The organism is Streptomyces sp. NPDC004609, from assembly GCF_042873655.1.
GTDB lineage: Bacteria > Actinomycetota > Actinomycetes > Streptomycetales > Streptomycetaceae > Streptomyces.
In genome coordinates this window covers 151,044-170,014 of sequence record NZ_JBIALS010000007.1, presented here as the reverse complement: position 1 = coordinate 170,014, position 18,971 = coordinate 151,044, and the positions used below count along the sequence as shown (strand labels likewise).

Genomic DNA, 18,971 nt, shown 5'->3' with positions numbered 1-18,971 from the left:
CGCAGTTGAGGAACGTTCAGTCAAGAACGATCATTCCTTAATCGCTGGGACCTCTCCGCCGCCGGGCCGCGCGAGCCGCGCCACGCCGCCCGCCCAGCCCCGGCCCGGAGCGCCCCGACGTCGGCCCGGGGCCGAAATGAACCCGGTCGCAGCACTGCGTGTATCCATCTGCTCACTCCATGTGGCGGCACGTCAGGAACGCCCATAACTTCGGCCCATGACGAAACGCCACAGAAACGACAGACCTCCGGCCCGGCGCAGACGGCAGCTCGGCTGCCTCGCCGGTGTCGCGGTCGTCCTGGTCACGGGGCTCGGCGCAGCCGCCCCCACTCAAGCCACCCCCGCCCAAGCACCTCCCGGAGCCCCTTCCGCGCCCGGAGCGCCCTCCGCCCGTGGCGGCCCGGCCGCGGACACCTCCGACCGGGCCGCACCGCGAGCCGTCTCAGGCCGGGCCGCACCCGCCACCCACGACTGGGCGACCCGGTACTCCGTCCACCCCGGCCAGTCCATCCAGCAGGCGATCGACGCAGCCCGGCCGGGTGACACCGTCGTCGTCCACCCCGGCACCTATCGCGAGAGCGTCCGGATCACCACCTCGGACGTGACCCTGCGCGGCGCGGGCCCCTCCACCGTGCTGATGCCACCGCCCGCCACCGACCGGCGTGCCGCCCACGCCTGCGCGACGGCGGGCCACGGCATCTGTGTGACGGGTACGAAGGCCGCGGAGGTACGGGGCGTATCGGTGCGCTCCCTGAAGCTGACGGGCTTCGCCGCCGCCGGCCTGTGGGCGTCCCGGACCGACCGGCTCTCCGTCCGGCAGGTGACGGCCGAGAAGAACGGCACCTTCGGACTCGGCCAGGAGAAGTCGACCCGTGCCGTGATCCGCGACAACATCGCGCGCGACAACCGCGACGCCGGTGTCTTCCTCGCCAACACCGTCGGCGAGGAGGGCGGGGCCACCGACACCCTCGGCACCCGTGTCTCGGACAACGACCTGACGGGCAACCGTGTCGGCATCAACATCAAGCGGGTCCGCAATCTCACGGCCCGCGCCAACGACATCTCCGGGAACTGCGCCGGGATCTTCGTCGTCAGCGACGAGTCGAAGCCGGCGGCCGGGGCGATGACCATCCGCGGCAACACGATCCGCGAGAACAACAAGCTCTGCCCCGCCTCCCCCAGGCTGCCCGCCATCCAGGGCTCCGGGATCGTGCTCACCGGCTCCGACGCCACGGTCATCCGCGACAACCGGGTCCTGGGCAACGCGGGCACGGCGCCCATGTCCGGCGGCATCGTCCTGTCCGAGAGCTTCGTCGGCGCGACCAACGAGAACAACGTCATCGAGAACAACGAGGTCATCGGCAACAGCAAGGCCGATCTGGTCCACCGCGGCCCCGGCGCCGGCAACTCGTTCGCCGGCAACGTCTGCCAGTCCTCCGAGCCGTCAGGGATGTGCTGAATGACCACGCTGAGCACCAGACCCACCCAGACCGTGTCCGTCGACACCGCGCCTCCCCCGGCGATGCGGCTGCGGGAGCTGGTCTTCGGCGCCGCGTGCGCCGCCGCCGTACGGGCCGCCGCCCGGCTGGGCGTCGCCGACGCGCTCGGTGACACACCCGCCGGCGCCGAGAAGCTCGCCGCCGCCGTGACCGCCGAGCCCCAGCCGCTGCGCCGGCTGCTGCGCACGCTGTCCTGCTACGGCATCTTCAAGGAGCGTCCGGACGGCACGTTCGCCCACACCGAGATGTCCCGGATGCTGCGCGAGGACGACCCGGGGAGCCTGCGCTACATCGCCCTGTGGTGCACCGAGCCGTGGACCTGGGCCGCCTGGCCGCGTCTCGACGACGCGGTGCGCTCCGGGGACAACGTCTTCCAGGAGCTGTACGGCAAGGACTTCTTCGAGTATCTGCACCAGGACGCGCACGAGTCGGCGCAGGTGTTCAACCGGGCCATGACCACCTCCAGCAAGCAGTCCGCCGAGGATGTGGCCCAATTGCTCGATCTCACGGGCGTCTCGTCGGTCGCCGACATCGGCGGCGGCCAGGGCCATGTGCTGGCGAGCCTGCTGGAGAAGCACCCGACGGTGCGGGGCACCCTGCTCGATCTGCCGGACGTGGTGGCGAAGGCGGACCCGCGGCTGCGGGACGGCGGGCCGCTGGCGGGCCGGGCCGACATCGTTCCCGGGGACTGCCGCCGGGAGATCCCCGTCTCGGCGGATCTCTACATCGTCAAGAACATCCTGGAGTGGGACGACCACAGCACCCTCAGCACCCTGCGCAACATCGTCGCGGCGGCCCGGCCCGGCGCGCGGGTGGTCGTGATCGAGAACCTCGTCGACGACACCCCGTCGATGAAGTTCACCACCGCGATGGATCTGCTGCTCCTGCTGAACGTGGGCGGGGCGAAGCACACCCGCGACAGCATGGCGGAGCGGATGGCGAAGGCGGGACTTCCCGTCGGGGAGATCCGCCCCGTCAACGCCTATCTCCACGCCTTCGAGTCCGTCGTGCCGCGATGAGCGCGGGCGGGCGCGCCGGCGCTCGCGCCGGGATACACCAGCGGCGCCCCGGAGTCCCGCATCGGGACTCCGGGGCGTCCGCGCGCTCCGCCCGGCCGTCCGCCACTCGCCTGCCCGGCGGACGACCGGGCGGTCAGTCGCGTTCCCAGGTGTAGAACTGCCGGGCCATCGCGTCCTTCGGGCTCCGCCAGGTGGCGGGGTCGTACGGACTGATGAAGGCGGTCAGCCGATCGCTCAGATCCCGGAACTCGGGGTGTTCCGTCACCTTCGCGATCGCGGGCCCCGGCGGCCGGTCCGACTCGATCAGATGCAGATACACATCGCCGAACTGGAACAGGCTGCGGCGTCTGACGCCGACGAGATGAGGCAGCTCGCCGCGGTCGGACCGCGCGAACAGCTCCGCGATGCCGGACGCCGAACCGGGCGCCATACGGGCCACGATCAGCGCCTGATGGGCCGTCGCCCGATCAGGGGCCGCGACCTGCCGGGCACTCATCGGGAGACCCCCGCGCGCGCCTCGATCTTGTCCCGGATGAGCGCCATCTGGATTTTCGAGTTCCGGTTGATGTTGTCGGTCATCCACTCGTCGTCGACGGGCGCGTCCGGTTTCATCGCGAAGTCCTGGCGCCAGTGGAGCCGTGTCCCGCCGGGTACCTCGGAGTACTCCCAGTGGATGTCCATGTGCTGGAAGGGACCGGTCTCGACGCGGCGGGCGCGTACCTTGCGGTTCTCGCGGTCGGGGGTGCGCTCCGAGACCCAGCTCCACACCGTGCCGTTCTCGTCGGGGTGCATGGTCAGCCGGAAGGTCGTCGTGTCGCCCTTGCGGTCCAGGATCTCGACCGACGCGTACTCGCTGAACAGCTCGGTCCAGTTCTCCAGGTCGTTGGTGATCTCCCAGACGAGGTCCAGGGGCGCGGCGACGGTGATCTCGTTCTCGGTGTGTCCGGGCACTTCAGGCTCCGCTCTTGGTCAGGGTGTTGTTGACGAGGTCCAGGAACTCACGGGGCGTCTTGCAGCGCTCCGCGTCCTGGGGCATGGGCCGGCCGTACTGGTTCTCCAGCGTGGCCACGATGCCGAGGAGGCCCAGTGAGTCCAGGCCGTACTCCTCGAAGGGGGTGTCGGGGTGGTCCGCGAACGCGGCCGGATCGACGGCGATGCCGGCGTTCCTCCGCATCAGGTCGGCCAGTTCGACGGCGGTCAGGGTGTTGTCCATGGGACGTACTCCTTCTCGGTGGGAGGCGGGCCGGCCGGTCGGCCGGGTCACGCGGGGGCCGCACTGCGCAGCACCAGCGCGGCGTTCGACCCCATGAGCCCGCGGCTGAGCACCAGCGCCGTGCGCAGCGGTATGCGGCGGGCCCGGCCGGTCACGACGTCGATGTCGTGGCAGACGTCGAACACATTCGGGGTCGGCGGTACGAGGCCGTGCTCCATGGCCATGACCGCCGCGGCCACATCGAGCACGGGTCCACCGCAGTACGCGCGGCCGATGCCGGTCTTGGGGGCCGTGACCGGCACCCGCCTGCCGTGTGCGCCGAGGGCGTCGGTGATGGCCAGCGCCTCCGCGCGGTCGGCCTCCGGTACGCCGAGGGCGTCGGCGAAGACCACGTCGATGTCCTGGGGCGCGCATCCGGCGCCCTCCAGCGCGCCCCGGATCGACCTGGCCAGTCCTTCCCGGGACTCGGGCCACCGGGAAGGACCGGTAAAGGTGGCGGCGTGCCCGGCCACGTACGCCCGGGGGCGTACCCCGCGCCGCAGCGCCGCGGACTCCTCCTCGGCCACGAGCATCGCGCCGCCCTCGGCGGGTACGAAGCCGCACGCCTCCGAGGTGAAGGGCCGGTAGGCGCGGGCCGGGTCGTCGCAGGTGCTCAGGTCCTCGTAGCCGAGCTGGCAGACGACCGAGTAGGGCGCGAGAGGCGCCTCCGCGGAGCCGACGACGACCGCGTCGGTCCCGCGGGCGATGGCCCCGGCCGCGTGGGCGAAGGCGTCCAGCCCGCCGGCCTCGTCGCTGCACACCACCCCGCAGGGGCCCTTGAAGCCGCCCCGGATGGAGATCTGTCCGGTGCTGGCCGCGTAGAACCAGGCGATGGACTGGTACGGGCCGACGAAGCGGGAGCCGCGGCCCCACAGCTGCTGGAGTTCGCGCTGGCCGAACTCGCCGCCGCCCGATCCGGCGGCGGTCACGACCCCCACGCCGAAGGGCGAGTCCTCGTAGTCGCCCCGGCCGAGGCGGGCGTCGGCGAGGGCGAGGTCGGCCGCGGCCATGGCGAAGTGGGTGAACCGGTCGGTCTGGACGAGGAAGCGCTCCTCGACGACCGTGCCGGGATCGAGGTCGCGCACCTCCCCGCCGACGCGGAGCGGCAGGTGTTCGCAGCCCTCCCGGGAGACCCGGTCGAGAACGCTGATGCCCTCCTGTGTCGACTTCCAGAAGGCGTCGGCACCGATGCCGTTGGGGGCGACGACGCCGATCCCGGTGATGACGGTACGGCGGGCCGCGCCGCCGGTTGCCGCACGGCGTCCGGGGGTCCCGGAGCGCGCGGCCCGGCCGAGGGAGGCGTGTCCCCCGCCGGCGGCCCTTCCGCCGGTGCCGCGGGCTTCGGCGGGGCGTGCGGCCGCCTTCCGGGTGCCGGCTTTCCCGCCGGGGACGCCGCCCTTCGCGGGGCCGGCGCCCTTGCCGGTGCGGGTGTTCGTCCCGGGGCCGGGGCCCTTGCGGGACGTGCCGCCCCTGCCGGCGGAGGTCTTCGCGCCGGAGGGGGTGTTCTTGCCGGGTCTGCCGGACGGTTCCTGACGGGAGCTGCCCATCATGTCCTCCCACTGGGCCGGGTCATGACGACCGCGGACTGGAATCCGCCGAACCCGCTGCCGACGGAGAGCACATTGCGCAGCTTCCGCGGCCGAGCCGTACGCGGGACGTAGTCCAGGTCGCACTCGGGGTCGGGGGTCTCGTAGTTGGCCGTCGGGGGCACCACCTGACGGTCCATCGCCAGGACGCAGGCGACGAGTTCGATCGCGCCGATCGCGCCGAGCGAGTGCCCCACCATGGATTTGATGGAACTCATGGGCGTCTTGAAAGCGTGGTCGCCCAGGGATCTCTTCACCGCGGCGGTCTCGTGCCGGTCGTTCTGCTTGGTGCCCGAGCCGTGCGCGTTGACGTAGTCGATCGCGGTGCTGTCGATCCGGGCGTGGCCGAGGGCGGTGTCGATGGCGCGGGCCATCTCCAGTCCCTCGGGCGTGAGCCCGGTCATGTGGTAGGCGTTGCCGAAGGTGGCGTAGCCGCTGATCTCGCAGTACACGGTGGCGCCCCGGGCGCGTGCGTGTTCCAGCTCCTCCAGGACGAGGACCGCCCCGCCCTCGCCCATGACGAACCCGTCCCGGTCGGCGTCGAACGGCCGGGAGGCGTGCTCCGGGTCGTCGTTGTTGGGCGAGGTCGCCTTGATGGCGTCGAAACAGGCCACGGTGATCGGCGATATCGGCGAGTCCGACGCCCCGGCGACACAGACGTCGGCCCGGCCCTCCTCGATGGCGTGGAAGGCGTATCCGACGGCGTCGAGCCCGGAGGTGCAGCCCGTGGAGACGGTCTGCACCGGGCCGCGGGCGCCCACCTGTTCGGCGACCGCGGAGGCGAGGGTGCTGGGCGAGAAGGCGCGGTGGAGATGGGGTCCCGCCGGGCGGTGGTCCACGGCCCAGCGGTCGCCGGACGAGGAGACGGCGACGTAGTCGTGCTCCAGCCGTGTGGTGCCTCCGACGGCGGTGCCCAGGGACACCCCGACGCGCCACGGGTCCTCCCGGGCGGGGTCGAGCCCCGCGTCCCGTATTGCCTCCCGGGCGGCGACCAGCGCGAACTGGATGTACCGGTCCGAGCGCGCCACCTGCTCCGCGTCGAGGCCGTGCTCCGCCGGGTCGAAGTCGACCTCGGCGGCGATCCGGGAGCGGAAGCCCGCGGGATCGAAGAGCGTGATGCCCCGCGTCGCCGTCCGGCCGTTCTCCAGGAGGTCCCAGAACGCCGGGGCGCCGACGCCGCCGGGGGCGACGATGCCGACCCCGGTGACCGCCACCCGCCGCCTCACGAAACGGCCCCAGTCCGTTCCGGGGGGCTGCCCTGCGCGTCCGTCTCCTCCGTGTCGACGTGGCCGAGTTCGGGGCGGGGCGCGAGCGGACCGAGATGGAAGACCATACGGGCCTCGACGTTGCCGACGTTGCGGAACCGGTGCCGCATGTTCACCGGGATCAGCAGACCCTGGTCGGGACGCATCTTGCGCGTCTCGCCGTCGAGGTCCACCTCCAGCAGTCCGCTCACCACGTACACGAACTCCTCGGAGTACGGGTGGTAGTGCTCGCCGATCCGTTCTCCGGGCTGCACGATGGCGAGGCCCATGAAGCCGGTGGTGGCGCCCACCGCCGTCGGGGTGAGCATGGCGCGCAGGTCGCCGCCGCGCCGGGTGTTGGGCTGGGTCTCGCTGAGGTCCACGATGCGTGGAGTGTGCGTGGTCATGCTGGATTCCTCCATCTGCGGGTCCCGTACCTGACGCGGGTACGAGAGCGCGTGCGGGTCAGGACTCGGGTGGTGCGTAGCGGTCGGTGACGAGTTGCATGTCGGCGCGGGTGACGTAGCGCTTGATCCGCGCGTCGCCCTCCCGGGCCTGAGGCACGTCCGGCAGTTCGTCGCCGTCGACGAGCAGCCTGGCGAGGGTGGCGGCCTTGCGGGGGCCCTGGATGCCGAGCGCGAGCACGGGGCGGTCGTCGAGCGGACCGGTGACGTCGATCAGCCGGACAACGATGTCGTCCCGCTGGAAGACGGTGCTGCTCACGATCGGGCTGCGGTTCTCCGCCGCGGCCTCGTCCTGCTGGGCGAGCATCCGGGCGACGGCGAGACCGCAGTCCTCCTTGGCCCGGTAGAACAGGGCGTGCCGGTTCACCTCGCCGGGCGTCGGGCCTTCCGACGACACGTGGTGCACCGCGGGAAGCGCGGCGCGGGTGAAGAAGAGCCGGGCGGAGTTGGGGTCGTCCAGGTCCCGGTCCTGCTCCAGATAGGGGTTGATGGCCTCTTCCACGGCCCGTACCTCGGGCTGCCGTGAGACGTGCCGCAGCGCGGCCATCAGGTCGCCCTGCACCTCGATCGCCCGCACGACGCGGTTGCCGTGCATGAAGAGCGAGGTCCGCCGGAGCCGGGTGCTGTCGTCGACGCGGGCCGCCGGCGAGGTGTATCCGGCGAGGATCTTCGCGACGGCCTTCTCGCTGCCCGGCTTGACGGTGAAGGTGAGGGCGTGGCGTACGACTCCGTCCCCGACGCGCGGCACCGGCTGGAGCCCGGTCCTGACCTGCTGCTCGGGCGAGACGCTGAACGCCTGGCCCGTCTCGCGCAGCACGCTGAACCGCAGCGACCGGGTGTCCTTGACGCAGCTGTGGAGCGGCTGGACCGTCTCCACGTGCGCCTCGCTGTTGACCCAGGCGAGGAAGGGCGGTGCGCTCTCCCATTCGCTGGTGATGAGCCACTGCGACGGGTTCTCGATCGACTGGCAGAGCTGGTCGCTGATGTGGCCGGGGACCGAGGCCACACTGTTGCGCATGTGCTCGTACGCCTCCAGGAACTGCTTCTGGGCCCCGTCGAAGAGGTCCAGAAGCAGCACGACCCGGAGTCTGGAGCCGTCGAAGGCCGATTGCGATATGCGTTCCGACAGGGTTGTCATCCGTGTTCACACTCCTTCGCGACCGCGCCGCCGTCATGGACACGGCCCAACGCAAGTCGGTCATCAACATGGGTTCGCTCCCGTGGCGTGGTTCAGCGCCCCGCGGATGCGCACGATCGCCCCTCATGGCCGGGGCGCTCCCGTGATCCGATCGTGATCCGCTACCACGGGTGGCGCGAGAGATGGGCACCATGCGGGTGAATGGGCGGGGGAACCGCTGTGGCACCGGGCACAGAGAACCCATGCAACAGCCCCTGAAGAGCGCCGCAGACGCGGCAACCGCACCGTTCACCGACTCCCTACCCCACCGCGTACCGGTCCTCGTCGCGGGCGGGTCCCTCGTGGGCCTGTCGACCTCGTTGTTCCTGAGCCGCCATGGCGTTCCGCACCTGCTCGTCGAGAAGCACGCGGGCACCTCCGCCCACCCCCGGGGCCGGGGGATGAACCTCCGCACGATGGAGGTGTTCCGGGTCGCCGGGGTGGAACGGGAGATCCGTGAGGCATCGGCCGTCCTGGCCGGCAACCACGGGATTCTGCAGGCGAGTTCACTGACCGGGGACGACGAGCAGTGGCTGTTCCGGAAAATCGATCCGGGCGGCGACCACGCCCGGCTGAGTCCCAGCGGCTGGTGTCTGTGCAGCCAGAACGACATCGAGCCGGTGCTGGAGGCGCATGCGCGCCGGTACGGCGGCGATCTGCGCTTCTCGCACGAGCTGCTCTCCTTCGAGCAGGACTCCGCCGGTGTCACCGCACTGGTGGAGAACCGGGTGACCGGTGAGCGCTTCCCCGTACGCGCGGACTATCTGGTCGCCGCCGACGGCCCGCGCAGCCCCGTGCGGGAGCGCCTCGGTATCGGCCAGAGCGGTCATGGCGAGCTGTTCCACAATGTGAGCATCACGTTCACGTCCCATCGGCTCGCCGATGTGGTCGGGGACCGGCGGTTCATCGTCTGCTATCTCACCCGGCCGGACGCGGACGGCGCCCTGCTGCCCGTGGACAACAAGGAGCGGTGGGTCTTCCACGCGCCCTGGCACCCTGAGCACGGCGAGCCGCTGGAGGACTTCACGGACGACCGCTGCCGTGAGCACATCCGGCGGGCCGTCGGGGTGCCGGATCTCGATGTGGAGATCACGGGCCGGGCGCCGTGGCACGCGGCGGAGCGGGTGGCGAAGGCGTACTCCGCCGGCCGGGTGTTCCTCGCGGGCGACTCGGCCCACGAGATGTCCCCGACGGGCGCGTTCGGCTCCAACACCGGTATCCAGGACGCCCACAATCTGGCGTGGAAGCTGGCGGCGGTGCTCCAGGGCTGGGCCGGTCCCGGTCTGCTGGAGACCTATGGCGAGGAGCGGCTTCCGGTGGCGCGTGCGACGGGTGAGCGGGCGTCGGCCCGTTCGGCGGAGCACGCTCACCCCGGCTACGCCCCGCCGGCCAATCCGGGCGCCCGCCGGGGCGCGGTCCTGACGGTGGCGATGGGGTACGGCTATCCGCGCGGCGCGGTCGCCGGCGCCGACCCGGAGCGTCCCGTCGTACCGCAGGAGCTGCGGCTGACGGCCGAACCGGGCACGCGCGCACCGCACATGTGGGTGACCCGGGCGGGCGAGCGGATCTCGACGCTGGATCTGTACGAGCGGTCCGTCGTCGTGCTCTGCGGCGAGGGAGCCGTCTGGCGGAACATCGTCCGGCACGCGGCGGCCCGGCTCTCCGTACCGGTCGAGGTGTACGAGATCGGCCGGGGCCCGGGAGCCGATCTGGTGCCGGAGGAGGGTGCCGACTGGGCCGCGGCGCACGGGCTGGAGTCCGGTGGCGTGCTGATGGTGCGCCCGGACGGGTTCGTGGCCTGGCGCTCGCCGGGACCGGTGCCCGCGCCGGAGGCGGCGGTGGCGGAGGCGCTGACGCTGGTGCTGAGCCTGGACACCCGTACGCCGGAGCAGGAGGCCCGGATGCTGACCGAGGAGTCTCAACTGCTGACCGAGGGATCTCAGCTGTCGGCCGGGCAGCCCCGGCCGCCCGCCGTGGAGCCGGTCTCCCTGGTGGCGTCCCAGCCCTTGGGCGAGGATGCTCAGCTTGTGGACAGGGAGCCGGAGGTGGCAGGTCGCGGGGACGCCGCGCCGGTCTGAGCCACCCTCCGAACACCAATGGCCGAATTCCACAGGAGTTGACTCCTCTCCCACGGGGCAGACAGACCGGACCGGCGCGCGCGGTGAACATCACGCCGGCAGTGACGGAGAACGGGCCGCGCGTGCGGCTTCCGGGCTCTACCGTGCGCGGATAGCCCACGTATGGCGGGAGGTGTAGAAAGAGGACATGGCCGCACGCTACGGTCGCCCGCGCTCCTTCCTGCAGATGCGCAGTGTCGCGGGTCAGGTCTTTCTGCTCCAGGTGGCGATCGTGGTGCTGCTCGTCGCCGCGGGCATGATCGCTCTCGTGCTCCAGTCCCGCTCGGACAGCGAGCGCGAGGCGGTCCACCGTTCGGTCTCCGTGGCCGAGACGTTCGCCAGTGCCCCCGGCACGGCGGCGGCGCTCCAGAGCCCCGATCCGACCGCCGTCCTCCAGCCGCGCGCGGAGATCGCCCGCAGGCTCTCGCACGTCGACTTCATCGTCGTCGTCGACACCGAGGGGATCCGCTACACCCACCCCAAGCCCAACCGGATCGGCAAACCGTTCGTCGGGGACCTCCAGCCCGCGCTCCAGGGGAAGGTCGTCACCGAGCGGATCGTGGGCACGCTCGGCCCGCTCGTCCAGGCGGTGGTGCCGGTGCGCGCCGCCGACGGCCGGATCATCGGCGCGGTCTCCGCCGGCGTCACCCTGGCGAACGTCAGCGGGGTCGTGGAGGAACAGTTCCCGCTGCTCCTCGGCGTCGCCGGCGGCGTGCTGCTGCTCGCCACGGTCGGCACCGCGCTGGTCACCCGCAGGCTGCGGCGGCAGACGCACGGCCTGGGGCCCGAAGAGATGACCCGGATGTACGAGCACCACGACGCGGTGCTGCACGCCGTACGCGAGGGTGTGCTGATCGTCGGCGGTGACGGGCGGCTGCTGCTCGCCAACGACGAGGCGCGGCGCCTGCTCGGCCTGCCCCCCGAGGTGGAGGGCCGTCCGGTCGACGAGCTGGGTCTCGACCCGCTCACCGCCCGGCTGCTGTCGTCGGGCCGGATCGCCAGCGACGAGGTGTACCGGGTCGGCAAGCGGCTCCTGGCCGTCAACCAGCGCTCGACCGACCAGGACGGCGGCCCGCCCGGCACGGTGGCCACCTTCCGGGACACCACGGAACTCCAGGCGCTCAGCGGCCGGGCGGATGTGGCCCGGGGCCGGCTGAAGCTGCTGTACGACGCCGGTACGGAGATCGGCACCACGCTGGACGTGGTGCGCACCTGCGAGGAGCTGGCCGAGTTCGCCATCGGCCGGTTCGCCGACTACGCGACCGTCGATCTGGTGGAGGCGGTACTGCGCGGGGAGGAGCCGACGTCGACGGGCGCGGGCGCCGACATGCGCCGTACGGCCTACTCCGGCCTGCGGGACGACACCGCCCTGTTCCGGCTGGGCACGACGATCCGGTTTCTGCCGACCACCCGGATGGGGGCGGGCCTCAGCAAGGGCGAGGCGATCCTGGAGCAGAACCTCGGCCTGTACAACGGCTGGGAGCAGCAGGCCCCCGCCCGGTCCCGCAAGCTCATCGAAGCCGGGTTCCACTCGATGATCGCGGTGCCGCTGCGGGCGCGCGGGGCGATTCTGGGCGTGGCGATGTTCTGGCGTTCGGAGCAGCCTGAGCCGTTCGAGGAGGAGGATCGTTCCCTTGCGGAGGAGCTGGTCGCCCGCGCGGCGGTCAGTGTCGACAACGCCCGCCGCTACTCGCGGGAGCACACCATGGCCGTCACGCTCCAGCGCAGTCTGCTGCCGCGCGGTCTGCCGGAGCAGACGGCGCTGGAGGTCGCCCACCGCTACCGTCCCGCGCAGGCGGGGCTGGGCGGGCTCGGCGGTGTCGGCGGCGACTGGTTCGACATCATCCCGCTGCCGGGCGCGCGGGTGGCGCTGGTCGTCGGCGATGTCGTGGGCCACGGTCTGCACGCGGCGGCGACCATGGGCCGGCTGCGCACGGCCGTGCACAACTTCTCCACCCTGGATCTGCCGCCCGACGAGCTGCTGTGGCATCTGGACGAACTGGTGGCCCGGCTCGACCAGGACGAGTCCGGGGAGGGCGCCGGGGTCACCGGGGCGACCTGCCTGTACGCGATCTACGATCCGGCAACCGGTGTCTGCACCATGGCCCGTGCCGGGCACCTCCAGCCCCTGGTGGTCGGCCCCGACGGCACGGCGGCCTTCGCGGACGTCCCCGGCGGCCCGCCGCTGGGCCTCGGCGGGCTGCCCTTCGAGACCCTGGAGCTGCGGCTCCCCGAGGACAGCAGTCTGGTGCTGTACACGGACGGTCTGGTCGAGGACCGGGACCGGGACATCGACGAGGGTCTGACCCTGCTGCGGGACACCCTTTCCGGCCACCCCGAGCGCTCCCCCGAGGAGACGTGCGAGGCGGTGCTGCACGCCCTGCTCCCGCAGAACCCCCGCGACGACATCGCGCTCCTCGTCGGCCGTACCCGGGTCCTCGGCTCCGCGCAGGTCGCCGAGTGGACGGTGCCGTCCGATCCGTCGGCGGTGGGCGAGGTACGGTCGTCCGTGGCCCACAAGCTGAAGGAGTGGGACCTTGAGGACGAGGCGTTCACGACCGAACTGATCCTCAGCGAGCTGGTGACCAACGCGATCCGGTACGCCATCGGTCCCATCCGGGTACGTCTCATCCGCGACCGCACGCTGATCTGCGAGGTCTCCGACCACAGCAGCACATCGCCCCATCTTCGCCAGGCGGCGATCACGGACGAGGGCGGCCGGGGCCTGTTCCTGGTGGCCCAGTTCGCGGAACGGTGGGGTACGCGCTACACACCGGACGGCAAGGTGATCTGGACGGAGCAGCCGCTGGCCGGGGTGTCGCCGCCGATGGAGTTCTGACGGGGTGCCGGGGTGTCCGGCACCCGTACCGGGCCGCGCCACCCGCCGGGGCTCGGCCCCGGAACCCGGGCCCCGAACGCCGGCGAGACGCGGAACGCCCCGAAGAGAGCACGGCGGTACGGCCCGCCGCCTCCAGGGCCCCCGGACCTCGGCGGAGGGCCCGGTCCGCTCCCCCGTCAGACGGAAAACGGCGCCGGGCCCCCGACCACCCGGGCCGTGTCAGCCCACGCCCTCCACGCGGCTGCCGGTGAGGGCGAGCCGCAGCGCTTGGAACGCCGCCGACGGGCGGTCGTTGAAGTCGTCGGTCTTCGGGATCCTGCGCAGCAGGTCGACGGCGGCCGACAGATGTCCGCAGGCGGCGGCCCGGACCGCCAGGAGCTCGGTGGGACGCCGGCGCCGGCTGAAGGCGGTCTTCTGGATCTCGGCGTACGCCTCGGCGAGCCCGGCGACGTCCGCGTCCGTCGGGGTCGGCGGCCGGACCGGAAGCCCTTCGGCGGCGATCCGGCGGGCCCGCTCGTGGACCTCCTCCTCGATAGACCAGTTGTGGTCGCCCCACCCCTTCAGCAGGTCGGGCCGCCCGGCGTCGGCGAGGGCCTCCAGCACCTCGTACGGCACCTTCCAGCCGGGCAGCGCCTGGTAGTCACGGGCCAGGTCGATCCACCCCCGGCGGACGAACCCCACCAGCACCTCCTCCCGCTCGGAGCCGTGGGACGGGTGCCGGCCGGTGTCCGCCAGGATGTCGCGGGCCACGTCCTCCCGTCCGCACGCCACGACCGCGCGGAGGATCTCGGCGTGATCCAGCCACGGGTTGTGCTCGGCGTTGATGGCCTCCCGGGCCCGCAGGAACCACGCGTCCGCGCGCGTCCGGTCGCCCATCGCGTCACAGGCCGCGGCGAACGCGGCCATCACGTCCGGGTTCAGTGCCTCCTGCCAGTCGCCGGAACGGCTCTCCACCTCGGGGAGCAGTTCCTCGGCCCGGGCGAAGGCGGTACGGGCCGCGTCCTGGTCTCCCGTACGGGCGAGGACGACGGCGACATCGGCGTGGGCGGCCATCCGGTGCAGGAACGACGGTGCCTCCTCGGCCAGTTCGAGGGCGGCGCTCGCCCCGCCGGCCAGCCCGGCCCGCAGCCGCGCGGCCTCCCGCAGACGTGGCCCGACGGCGAACCCCCAGCGTTCCGCGTCGAGTCCGCGCACGGCGTCCCGCGCGACCTCGAACAGCTCCTCCACCGGAGCCGTGCTGGGCGGCGGCCACTCCGCGGACTCCTCGGCCGCCGCCTGGCGGAGGTGCTCCTCCAGGGCCTCGCGTGACAACTCCAGCATGAAGCGGCCCACCGAGCCGTGCGGGGAGTCCTCGGCGGCGGCCAGGGCGTTCGGCACCACCTCCACGTCACCCCAGCGCAGCGGCCAGGAGTGCCGCCGGCCCACCGACCAGGCGAGGGCGGCATCGAGGTCTTCCTCGCGTCCCGGCGGCGCGACGACCGTCTCGGTGTCCACTGTCATCGCCCAGGTGTCCGCGTCCAGCACGAAGATCTGGCGCCCGAACAAGCTGAGTTCCTCGTCGGGCACCGGTCGGGGCCCGGACGGAGTACGCAGGAGCGTGACGTCGCCCAGCGCCGCGCCGCCCCCGGCCGGGACGAACCGGACCCGGGTGCCGGACACCAGCACCAGGGTGTCGTCCACGCCCCAGTGCACGGCATCCGCGCCCTCGGAGGGCACGGCGGTCAGCCGTTCGGGCCGGGCCGGATCGGCCAGGGACCACACCTCCAGCGTGTTGTCGTCCGTCAGGCAGGCGGCCCGCTCCCCGTCCGGCGACCACGCCCACGCCTCCACGTCACCCGCCCACTTGTCGTCGTCCTGCCGTGCGCTGTGCGGTACGGCGACGCTCCCGACGAGCCGCCCGTCGTCGAGGACGTGCACGGCGTGAGCCGTACCGTCCGTCAGACCCGTCAGAACCGCGAGCCGCCGGGGGCCCAGGGCCCAGCGCAGGGCCCACGGCTCACCGCCGCCCAGGTCGTACGGGCCGTGGAGTACGGAGCCGTCCGTCGCGTCCCGGACCACCATTCCCTCGTCGGTCACGGCCGCGACCAGGGACCCGTCGGGGCTGGGCCGGGAGAAACGCGCGGGCTCGTACCAGACCACCTCACGCGTCGCCGCGTCCACACACAGCCCGTTGCTCCCGAACAGCCGCGTCCCGTCCGCCGACCACCTGGGGTCCTCGATCCACTCCCCCACCTGATGGTCGTCCGGGTCCGCGTCCCGGTCCTGGCCGAACTTCTCGCTCACCTCGTCGGACAACTCGCGTGCCATCAGATACGGGTGGTCCGCGTCGACGTGGTTGGGCAGCCAGTCCAGGCCGCCCCGCAGGACGGGGACGAGGCAGCCCTGGAGCCCACCGTCGCCGTTGGTGCCGCAGTGGGTGTAGACGCGGTGGCCGTCCGGCGAGAGCGCGAAGGGCGACGGCCGCGAGTTGCCGTCCGACACGCTGATGGAGGCCAGGGGCGTGGCGGCGGACCGCCAGGGGTCCCACACACCGATCTGGTTGGTGCAGTACGCGGCGGCGAACCGGGTGGAGTCCGCGGACCACTGGATCGTACGGCGGTAGTCGGGCCAGCCGACGCCGCCCAGCACCTTCGGGATGGCCCCGACGCACCGCCCGGTGGCGACCTCCCATACCTGGAACACCCCGCCCTCGTCCCAGTCGTCGCCGACCCAGCTCCCGGTGACCAGCCAGCGCCCGTCCGGGCTCATCGCGTGCCCGGCGATCTCCACGTCATGGCTCTCCCCGTGCAGGAGCTGGATCGGGGACTGCTCGTCGTCGACCCGCTCCAGCAGCAGCCGGGTGGCCGTCCGGTGGACGTCGGTCACCCCGGCCTCCGTCTCCAGCCCGGCCAGGCGCTCCCGCAGCGGCACCACGTCCCGCGCCGGGACGAACGCCGACCAGTCGGCCCCCTCCAGCAGGGCCCGCAGGTCTTCGGCGTCCTTCGCCGAGGCGATGTCGCCGGCCGACGGGAACGGCGGGTCCGGGTCCTTCCCGGTCTCCCCGGGAACCCCTTCGGCCCGCTCCAGCATGCCGGCCAGCGCGTCCTCGTCGAGGTACGGGGTGCGCAGCATCGTGTCGGTGCGCGGGACGGGCCCTCTCTCGCCGTACGCGAGAACGATCAGATCCGTACGCTCCGTGACCCTGGTCCCGATCTTGGCCCCGAGGGCCTTCAGACGCTCGACGGCGTCCTTCCTGCGCATCGTGCGAAATCGTCCGAACAACACAACGGTACGGCCTGATAGTTCCATGGCCCCGGGACCTTAGCCCGGGGCACCGACACCCCCCTCATCACGCGGAGTATCACGTCGCGACAAAGCTCGCCGGAGGGACGGATCGGCCGCCGCCCGCCGGTGTGCGTCTGCGAGGTGCTCGCGGGAACAACCGACGGCCGTGCCCGGCGACAACCCCCTGATCCCGGGGGGCCGGGCGTCGCCGGAGACACCGTGGGCACCGGCGGCGCCCCCTGCCGGACGGACGCCCGCGCGTGGGGTCAGGACACCGAACCTCCACGCCGCTTCCGCGCCCAGAGGATTCCCGCCCCCGCCGCGAGGACCACCACCACGACGGCCACGATCAGCGTGGTGCTCAGACCGCCCTCGTCTCCCTGGCTCACCTGCTCCACGACCGTGGCCGGGCTCCCGGAGGCCGCGCCTGGAGCCGGGGCCGGGGTCGCCACGGGGCTCGGGCCCGGGGCCGGGGTCCCCGCCGGGGGCCCGCTCGCGGCGGGGCCGGGGGCGAGAGGTTCCGGCTTCGCGCCGGGCGACTTGGCCTTCAGCTTGAGGACGGGAGCCGGGTTGTCGAGCTTCTTGCCGCCCTCGGGCAGCTCGATCCAGCGGGCGACCTCGCCGTCCCCGTAGGTCTCGACGATCTTGAAGACCAGCGACTTGGCGTCGGGGAGCTGCTTCACGGTGACGCTGTGGACGGCGTCCGTTCCGGTCGCGAGCGGCTTGCCCGCGATGGTGTAACCGCCCTGCGACTGGGCGAACTTCCAGCCCTGCGGCCCCTTCTTCAGGCTGACCGCGCCCGGGGAGATCCCCTCGGGCAGCACGATCTGGAGCTTCGCTATGCCCGCGGTCTCCGACTCCGCCTCCGAAGTGAAGGTCAGGGTCACGTTCTTGGCCAGGGCGCGGTCGTCGGACGCGGTCACCCCGGCGTGCGCGGCGGCCGGTCCGGCGGCGGCGAGGACCGCGCCGAGGGCCGCGGCGAGGGCGAGCGCGGTGTGACGGACGGCCGGGGTCCGGCGGGACTTCCTCATGGTTCTCCTTGGGGACGGGCGGGTCATGGGCAACAGCGGAACGTGCCCGGGACCCGGAGGACCACGGCGTACGACGACATGCGCGAGGACGGTGTACGGACGCTTCCCCGCGCCCGCCCGCGAACGGGTCCGGGGGCGGGCGGCGCCGGGCCGGCGCTGCACGGGCCACGCGCCGGACAGGCGGGCCACCGCGGTACGGACGGTGGCGGCGATCCGCGCCAGGAGCTGCGGCAGCGCGCCGGACCGGCGCTCCGCCCGGTGGAGGAGGACCGCGACCCCGACGGCCGCGAGGGTGTGGGCGCCGAGCATCACGACCGCGCTCGGAGCGCCCCCCTGGCCGGCGGTGTGCGCGGTGTGCCCGCCGGTGCCGGACCGGGCGAGCAGGTGATGGAGGACGAGCTGGACGGCGACCGCCCCGCCCAGGACGGCGGCGAGCGGTCGCGGTCCCCGGACCCAGGGCAGCGCCCCGGCGAAGGCGAGCCCCAGCGCCAGTGCGCCGGCGCGCCAGGCGACCGGCTCGCCCGAGGCCACATGGTGACCGGCCACGGCCGGGCCCGCGCTCGCCGCGGCGAACACACCGGCCCGGACCCCTCGCACACTCCACCGAGCGTGTGAGACGTCTGTCCGTGACGGCCATTGCTGCCGAGTGCATGTCATGCCGGGGCCATCATTCACGACGGGGAGCGCCACGCGGGCGACTTCCCGCTTCTCCGCCGGTCCGGCACCTCGGGTCCGGCCCCGAAGGGCCCGTGTCCGTCGTCCCCGCCCGCACGGCAGAACACGCCCCGCCCGCACGGCGGGACTCGCCCGGCCCGCCGCGTCCGCAGGTGCCACGGCCCCGGCGGATCCCGCCGGTCTCCAGGGTCCCGGCGACCCGGGGACGGCCGCCGCGCGCGTCCCGAGGTCCACGCGTGCCTCGTGGTGGGTGCCCACGGAGTCTTCGGCCGCCTCCGCGACCGCCGGGAACCCCGCGCTCCGCCGTCAGCGGGCCATGAACCGGTCCATCTCCCGCGCCTTTCCGCGCAGCCGGTCCGCCCAGGCGTCGTCGTCGGCGCCCGTGGGCGCCGCGGGATGAGCGGGGACCTGTACGTCCCCGAGCCCTTCGCCCGGTGCCGGAGGCGGCGGTGTCCAGCAGACCTCGATGCCCGCGCGTTCCGCGAGCGCCAGCGCGGTGGCGACGACCCCCTAGAAACCGCCGACAGGGCCAGGATGACGCCGTGGGAGGTCCTGCGGTGCCGGGTCACCAGGGCGTTGACGAAGAGTTCGAACCCGGCCGGGTCGATGCGGTACTCGTCGGCCGCCTCCGACCGGTGGATACCGGACGGCGTCCCCAGCTCGGCCTCGAAGACCTCCACCTGACGGATGAACAGCCGGGAAGCGCCGTTGGACGGATTCCAGAGCGTGGTGTCACCGAGTTCGTAGTACTGGCTCATGGCGGCCCTCCCCCGTCGCGGGACGGCGGTCGCGGCCCCGGCTCCG

14 protein-coding genes are annotated in these 18,971 nt (G+C 72.8%); 4 read left to right on the top strand and 10 right to left on the bottom strand.

Features of this window, described 5'->3' with window-relative positions; translation table 11 throughout:
- The first annotated feature begins 217 nt into the window (after positions 1-217).
- Together ACFYT4_RS09775 and ACFYT4_RS09770 are read left to right on the top strand one after the other, a co-directional pair.
- Positions 218-1,459 (top strand): nitrous oxide reductase family maturation protein NosD, encoded by a 1,242-nt coding sequence (locus tag ACFYT4_RS09775; protein WP_389267003.1) that lies wholly within the window; start codon positions 218-220, stop codon positions 1,457-1,459.
- Entirely contained in the window at positions 1,460-2,518 is a 1,059-nt protein-coding gene (locus tag ACFYT4_RS09770) for a methyltransferase (protein WP_389267002.1), read from the top strand.
- Between the two features lie 133 nt (positions 2,519-2,651).
- Here the strand turns inward: ACFYT4_RS09770 and ACFYT4_RS09765 are convergent, their stop codons facing one another.
- The 7 genes from ACFYT4_RS09765 to ACFYT4_RS09735 are packed head-to-tail and all read right to left on the bottom strand — an operon-like array spanning position 2,652 to position 8,202.
- Positions 2,652-3,014: a TcmI family type II polyketide cyclase gene (locus ACFYT4_RS09765; protein ID WP_389267001.1), complete on the bottom strand. Its 363-nt coding sequence runs from the start codon at positions 3,012-3,014 to the stop codon at positions 2,652-2,654.
- Positions 3,011-3,469 (bottom strand): SRPBCC family protein, encoded by a 459-nt coding sequence (locus tag ACFYT4_RS09760; protein WP_389267000.1) that lies wholly within the window; start codon positions 3,467-3,469, stop codon positions 3,011-3,013. The genes ACFYT4_RS09765 and ACFYT4_RS09760 overlap by 4 nt, the downstream gene beginning before the upstream one ends.
- A 1-nt stretch (position 3,470) precedes the next feature.
- On the bottom strand, positions 3,471-3,731 hold the full coding sequence (locus tag ACFYT4_RS09755) for an acyl carrier protein (RefSeq protein ID WP_389266998.1): 261 nt from the start codon (positions 3,729-3,731) through the stop codon (positions 3,471-3,473).
- A 47-nt stretch (positions 3,732-3,778) separates the two neighbouring features.
- Positions 3,779-5,317: a beta-ketoacyl synthase N-terminal-like domain-containing protein gene (locus ACFYT4_RS09750; protein ID WP_389266997.1), complete on the bottom strand. Its 1,539-nt coding sequence runs from the start codon at positions 5,315-5,317 to the stop codon at positions 3,779-3,781.
- On the bottom strand, positions 5,317-6,582 hold the full coding sequence (locus ACFYT4_RS09745; protein WP_389266995.1) for a beta-ketoacyl-[acyl-carrier-protein] synthase family protein: 1,266 nt from the start codon (positions 6,580-6,582) through the stop codon (positions 5,317-5,319). Before ACFYT4_RS09745 ends, ACFYT4_RS09750 begins: the two co-directional genes overlap by 1 nt.
- Positions 6,579-7,007, bottom strand: coding sequence for a cupin domain-containing protein (locus tag ACFYT4_RS09740; RefSeq protein WP_389266994.1), 429 nt, complete (start codon positions 7,005-7,007; stop codon positions 6,579-6,581). The genes ACFYT4_RS09745 and ACFYT4_RS09740 overlap by 4 nt, the downstream gene beginning before the upstream one ends.
- A 58-nt stretch (positions 7,008-7,065) precedes the next feature.
- Positions 7,066-8,202, bottom strand: a complete 1,137-nt coding sequence (locus ACFYT4_RS09735) for a SchA/CurD-like domain-containing protein (protein WP_389266993.1) — start codon at positions 8,200-8,202, stop codon at positions 7,066-7,068.
- A 242-nt stretch (positions 8,203-8,444) separates the two neighbouring features.
- Between ACFYT4_RS09735 and ACFYT4_RS09730 the strand changes: the two genes are divergently transcribed.
- Together ACFYT4_RS09730 and ACFYT4_RS09725 are read left to right on the top strand one after the other, a co-directional pair.
- A complete protein-coding gene (locus ACFYT4_RS09730; protein WP_389266992.1) occupies positions 8,445-10,319 on the top strand; it encodes an FAD-dependent oxidoreductase in 1,875 nt (624 codons plus the stop codon).
- Between the two features lie 187 nt (positions 10,320-10,506).
- Positions 10,507-13,197: a SpoIIE family protein phosphatase gene (locus ACFYT4_RS09725; protein ID WP_389266991.1), complete on the top strand. Its 2,691-nt coding sequence runs from the start codon at positions 10,507-10,509 to the stop codon at positions 13,195-13,197.
- 219 nt (positions 13,198-13,416) lie between these two features.
- Here the strand turns inward: ACFYT4_RS09725 and ACFYT4_RS09720 are convergent, their stop codons facing one another.
- The 3 genes from ACFYT4_RS09720 to ACFYT4_RS09710 form a co-directional block, all read right to left on the bottom strand.
- Positions 13,417-16,437, bottom strand: coding sequence for a WD40 repeat domain-containing protein (locus ACFYT4_RS09720; protein ID WP_389266989.1), 3,021 nt, complete (start codon positions 16,435-16,437; stop codon positions 13,417-13,419).
- A 290-nt stretch (positions 16,438-16,727) separates the two neighbouring features.
- Complete coding sequence (locus ACFYT4_RS09715; protein WP_389266987.1) at positions 16,728-18,068, bottom strand: DUF1775 domain-containing protein; 1,341 nt, start codon at positions 18,066-18,068, stop codon at positions 16,728-16,730.
- 95 nt (positions 18,069-18,163) lie between these two features.
- Positions 18,164-18,925 (bottom strand): DUF6086 family protein, encoded by a 762-nt coding sequence (locus ACFYT4_RS09710; protein ID WP_389266986.1) that lies wholly within the window; start codon positions 18,923-18,925, stop codon positions 18,164-18,166.
- Positions 18,926-18,971 lie beyond the last annotated feature (46 nt).

What these genes read in the sequence shown, in the direction of transcription:
- ACFYT4_RS09720 (WP_389266989.1), bottom strand. Translation starts at nt 16,437, where the DNA reads ATGCGCAGGAAGGACGCCGTCGAGCGTCTGAAGGCCCTCGGGGCCAAG.
- ACFYT4_RS09770 (WP_389267002.1), top strand. Translation starts at nt 1,460, where the DNA reads ATGACCACGCTGAGCACCAGACCCACCCAGACCGTGTCCGTCGACACC.
- ACFYT4_RS09750 (WP_389266997.1), bottom strand. Translation starts at nt 5,317, where the DNA reads ATGGGCAGCTCCCGTCAGGAACCGTCCGGCAGACCCGGCAAGAACACC.
- ACFYT4_RS09730 (WP_389266992.1), top strand. Translation starts at nt 8,445, where the DNA reads ATGCAACAGCCCCTGAAGAGCGCCGCAGACGCGGCAACCGCACCGTTC.
- ACFYT4_RS09710 (WP_389266986.1), bottom strand. Translation starts at nt 18,925, where the DNA reads ATGAGCCAGTACTACGAACTCGGTGACACCACGCTCTGGAATCCGTCC.
- ACFYT4_RS09725 (WP_389266991.1), top strand. Translation starts at nt 10,507, where the DNA reads ATGGCCGCACGCTACGGTCGCCCGCGCTCCTTCCTGCAGATGCGCAGT.
- ACFYT4_RS09740 (WP_389266994.1), bottom strand. Translation starts at nt 7,007, where the DNA reads ATGACCACGCACACTCCACGCATCGTGGACCTCAGCGAGACCCAGCCC.
- ACFYT4_RS09765 (WP_389267001.1), bottom strand. Translation starts at nt 3,014, where the DNA reads ATGAGTGCCCGGCAGGTCGCGGCCCCTGATCGGGCGACGGCCCATCAG.
- ACFYT4_RS09755 (WP_389266998.1), bottom strand. Translation starts at nt 3,731, where the DNA reads ATGGACAACACCCTGACCGCCGTCGAACTGGCCGACCTGATGCGGAGG.
- ACFYT4_RS09775 (WP_389267003.1), top strand. Translation starts at nt 218, where the DNA reads ATGACGAAACGCCACAGAAACGACAGACCTCCGGCCCGGCGCAGACGG.
- ACFYT4_RS09735 (WP_389266993.1), bottom strand. Translation starts at nt 8,202, where the DNA reads ATGACAACCCTGTCGGAACGCATATCGCAATCGGCCTTCGACGGCTCC.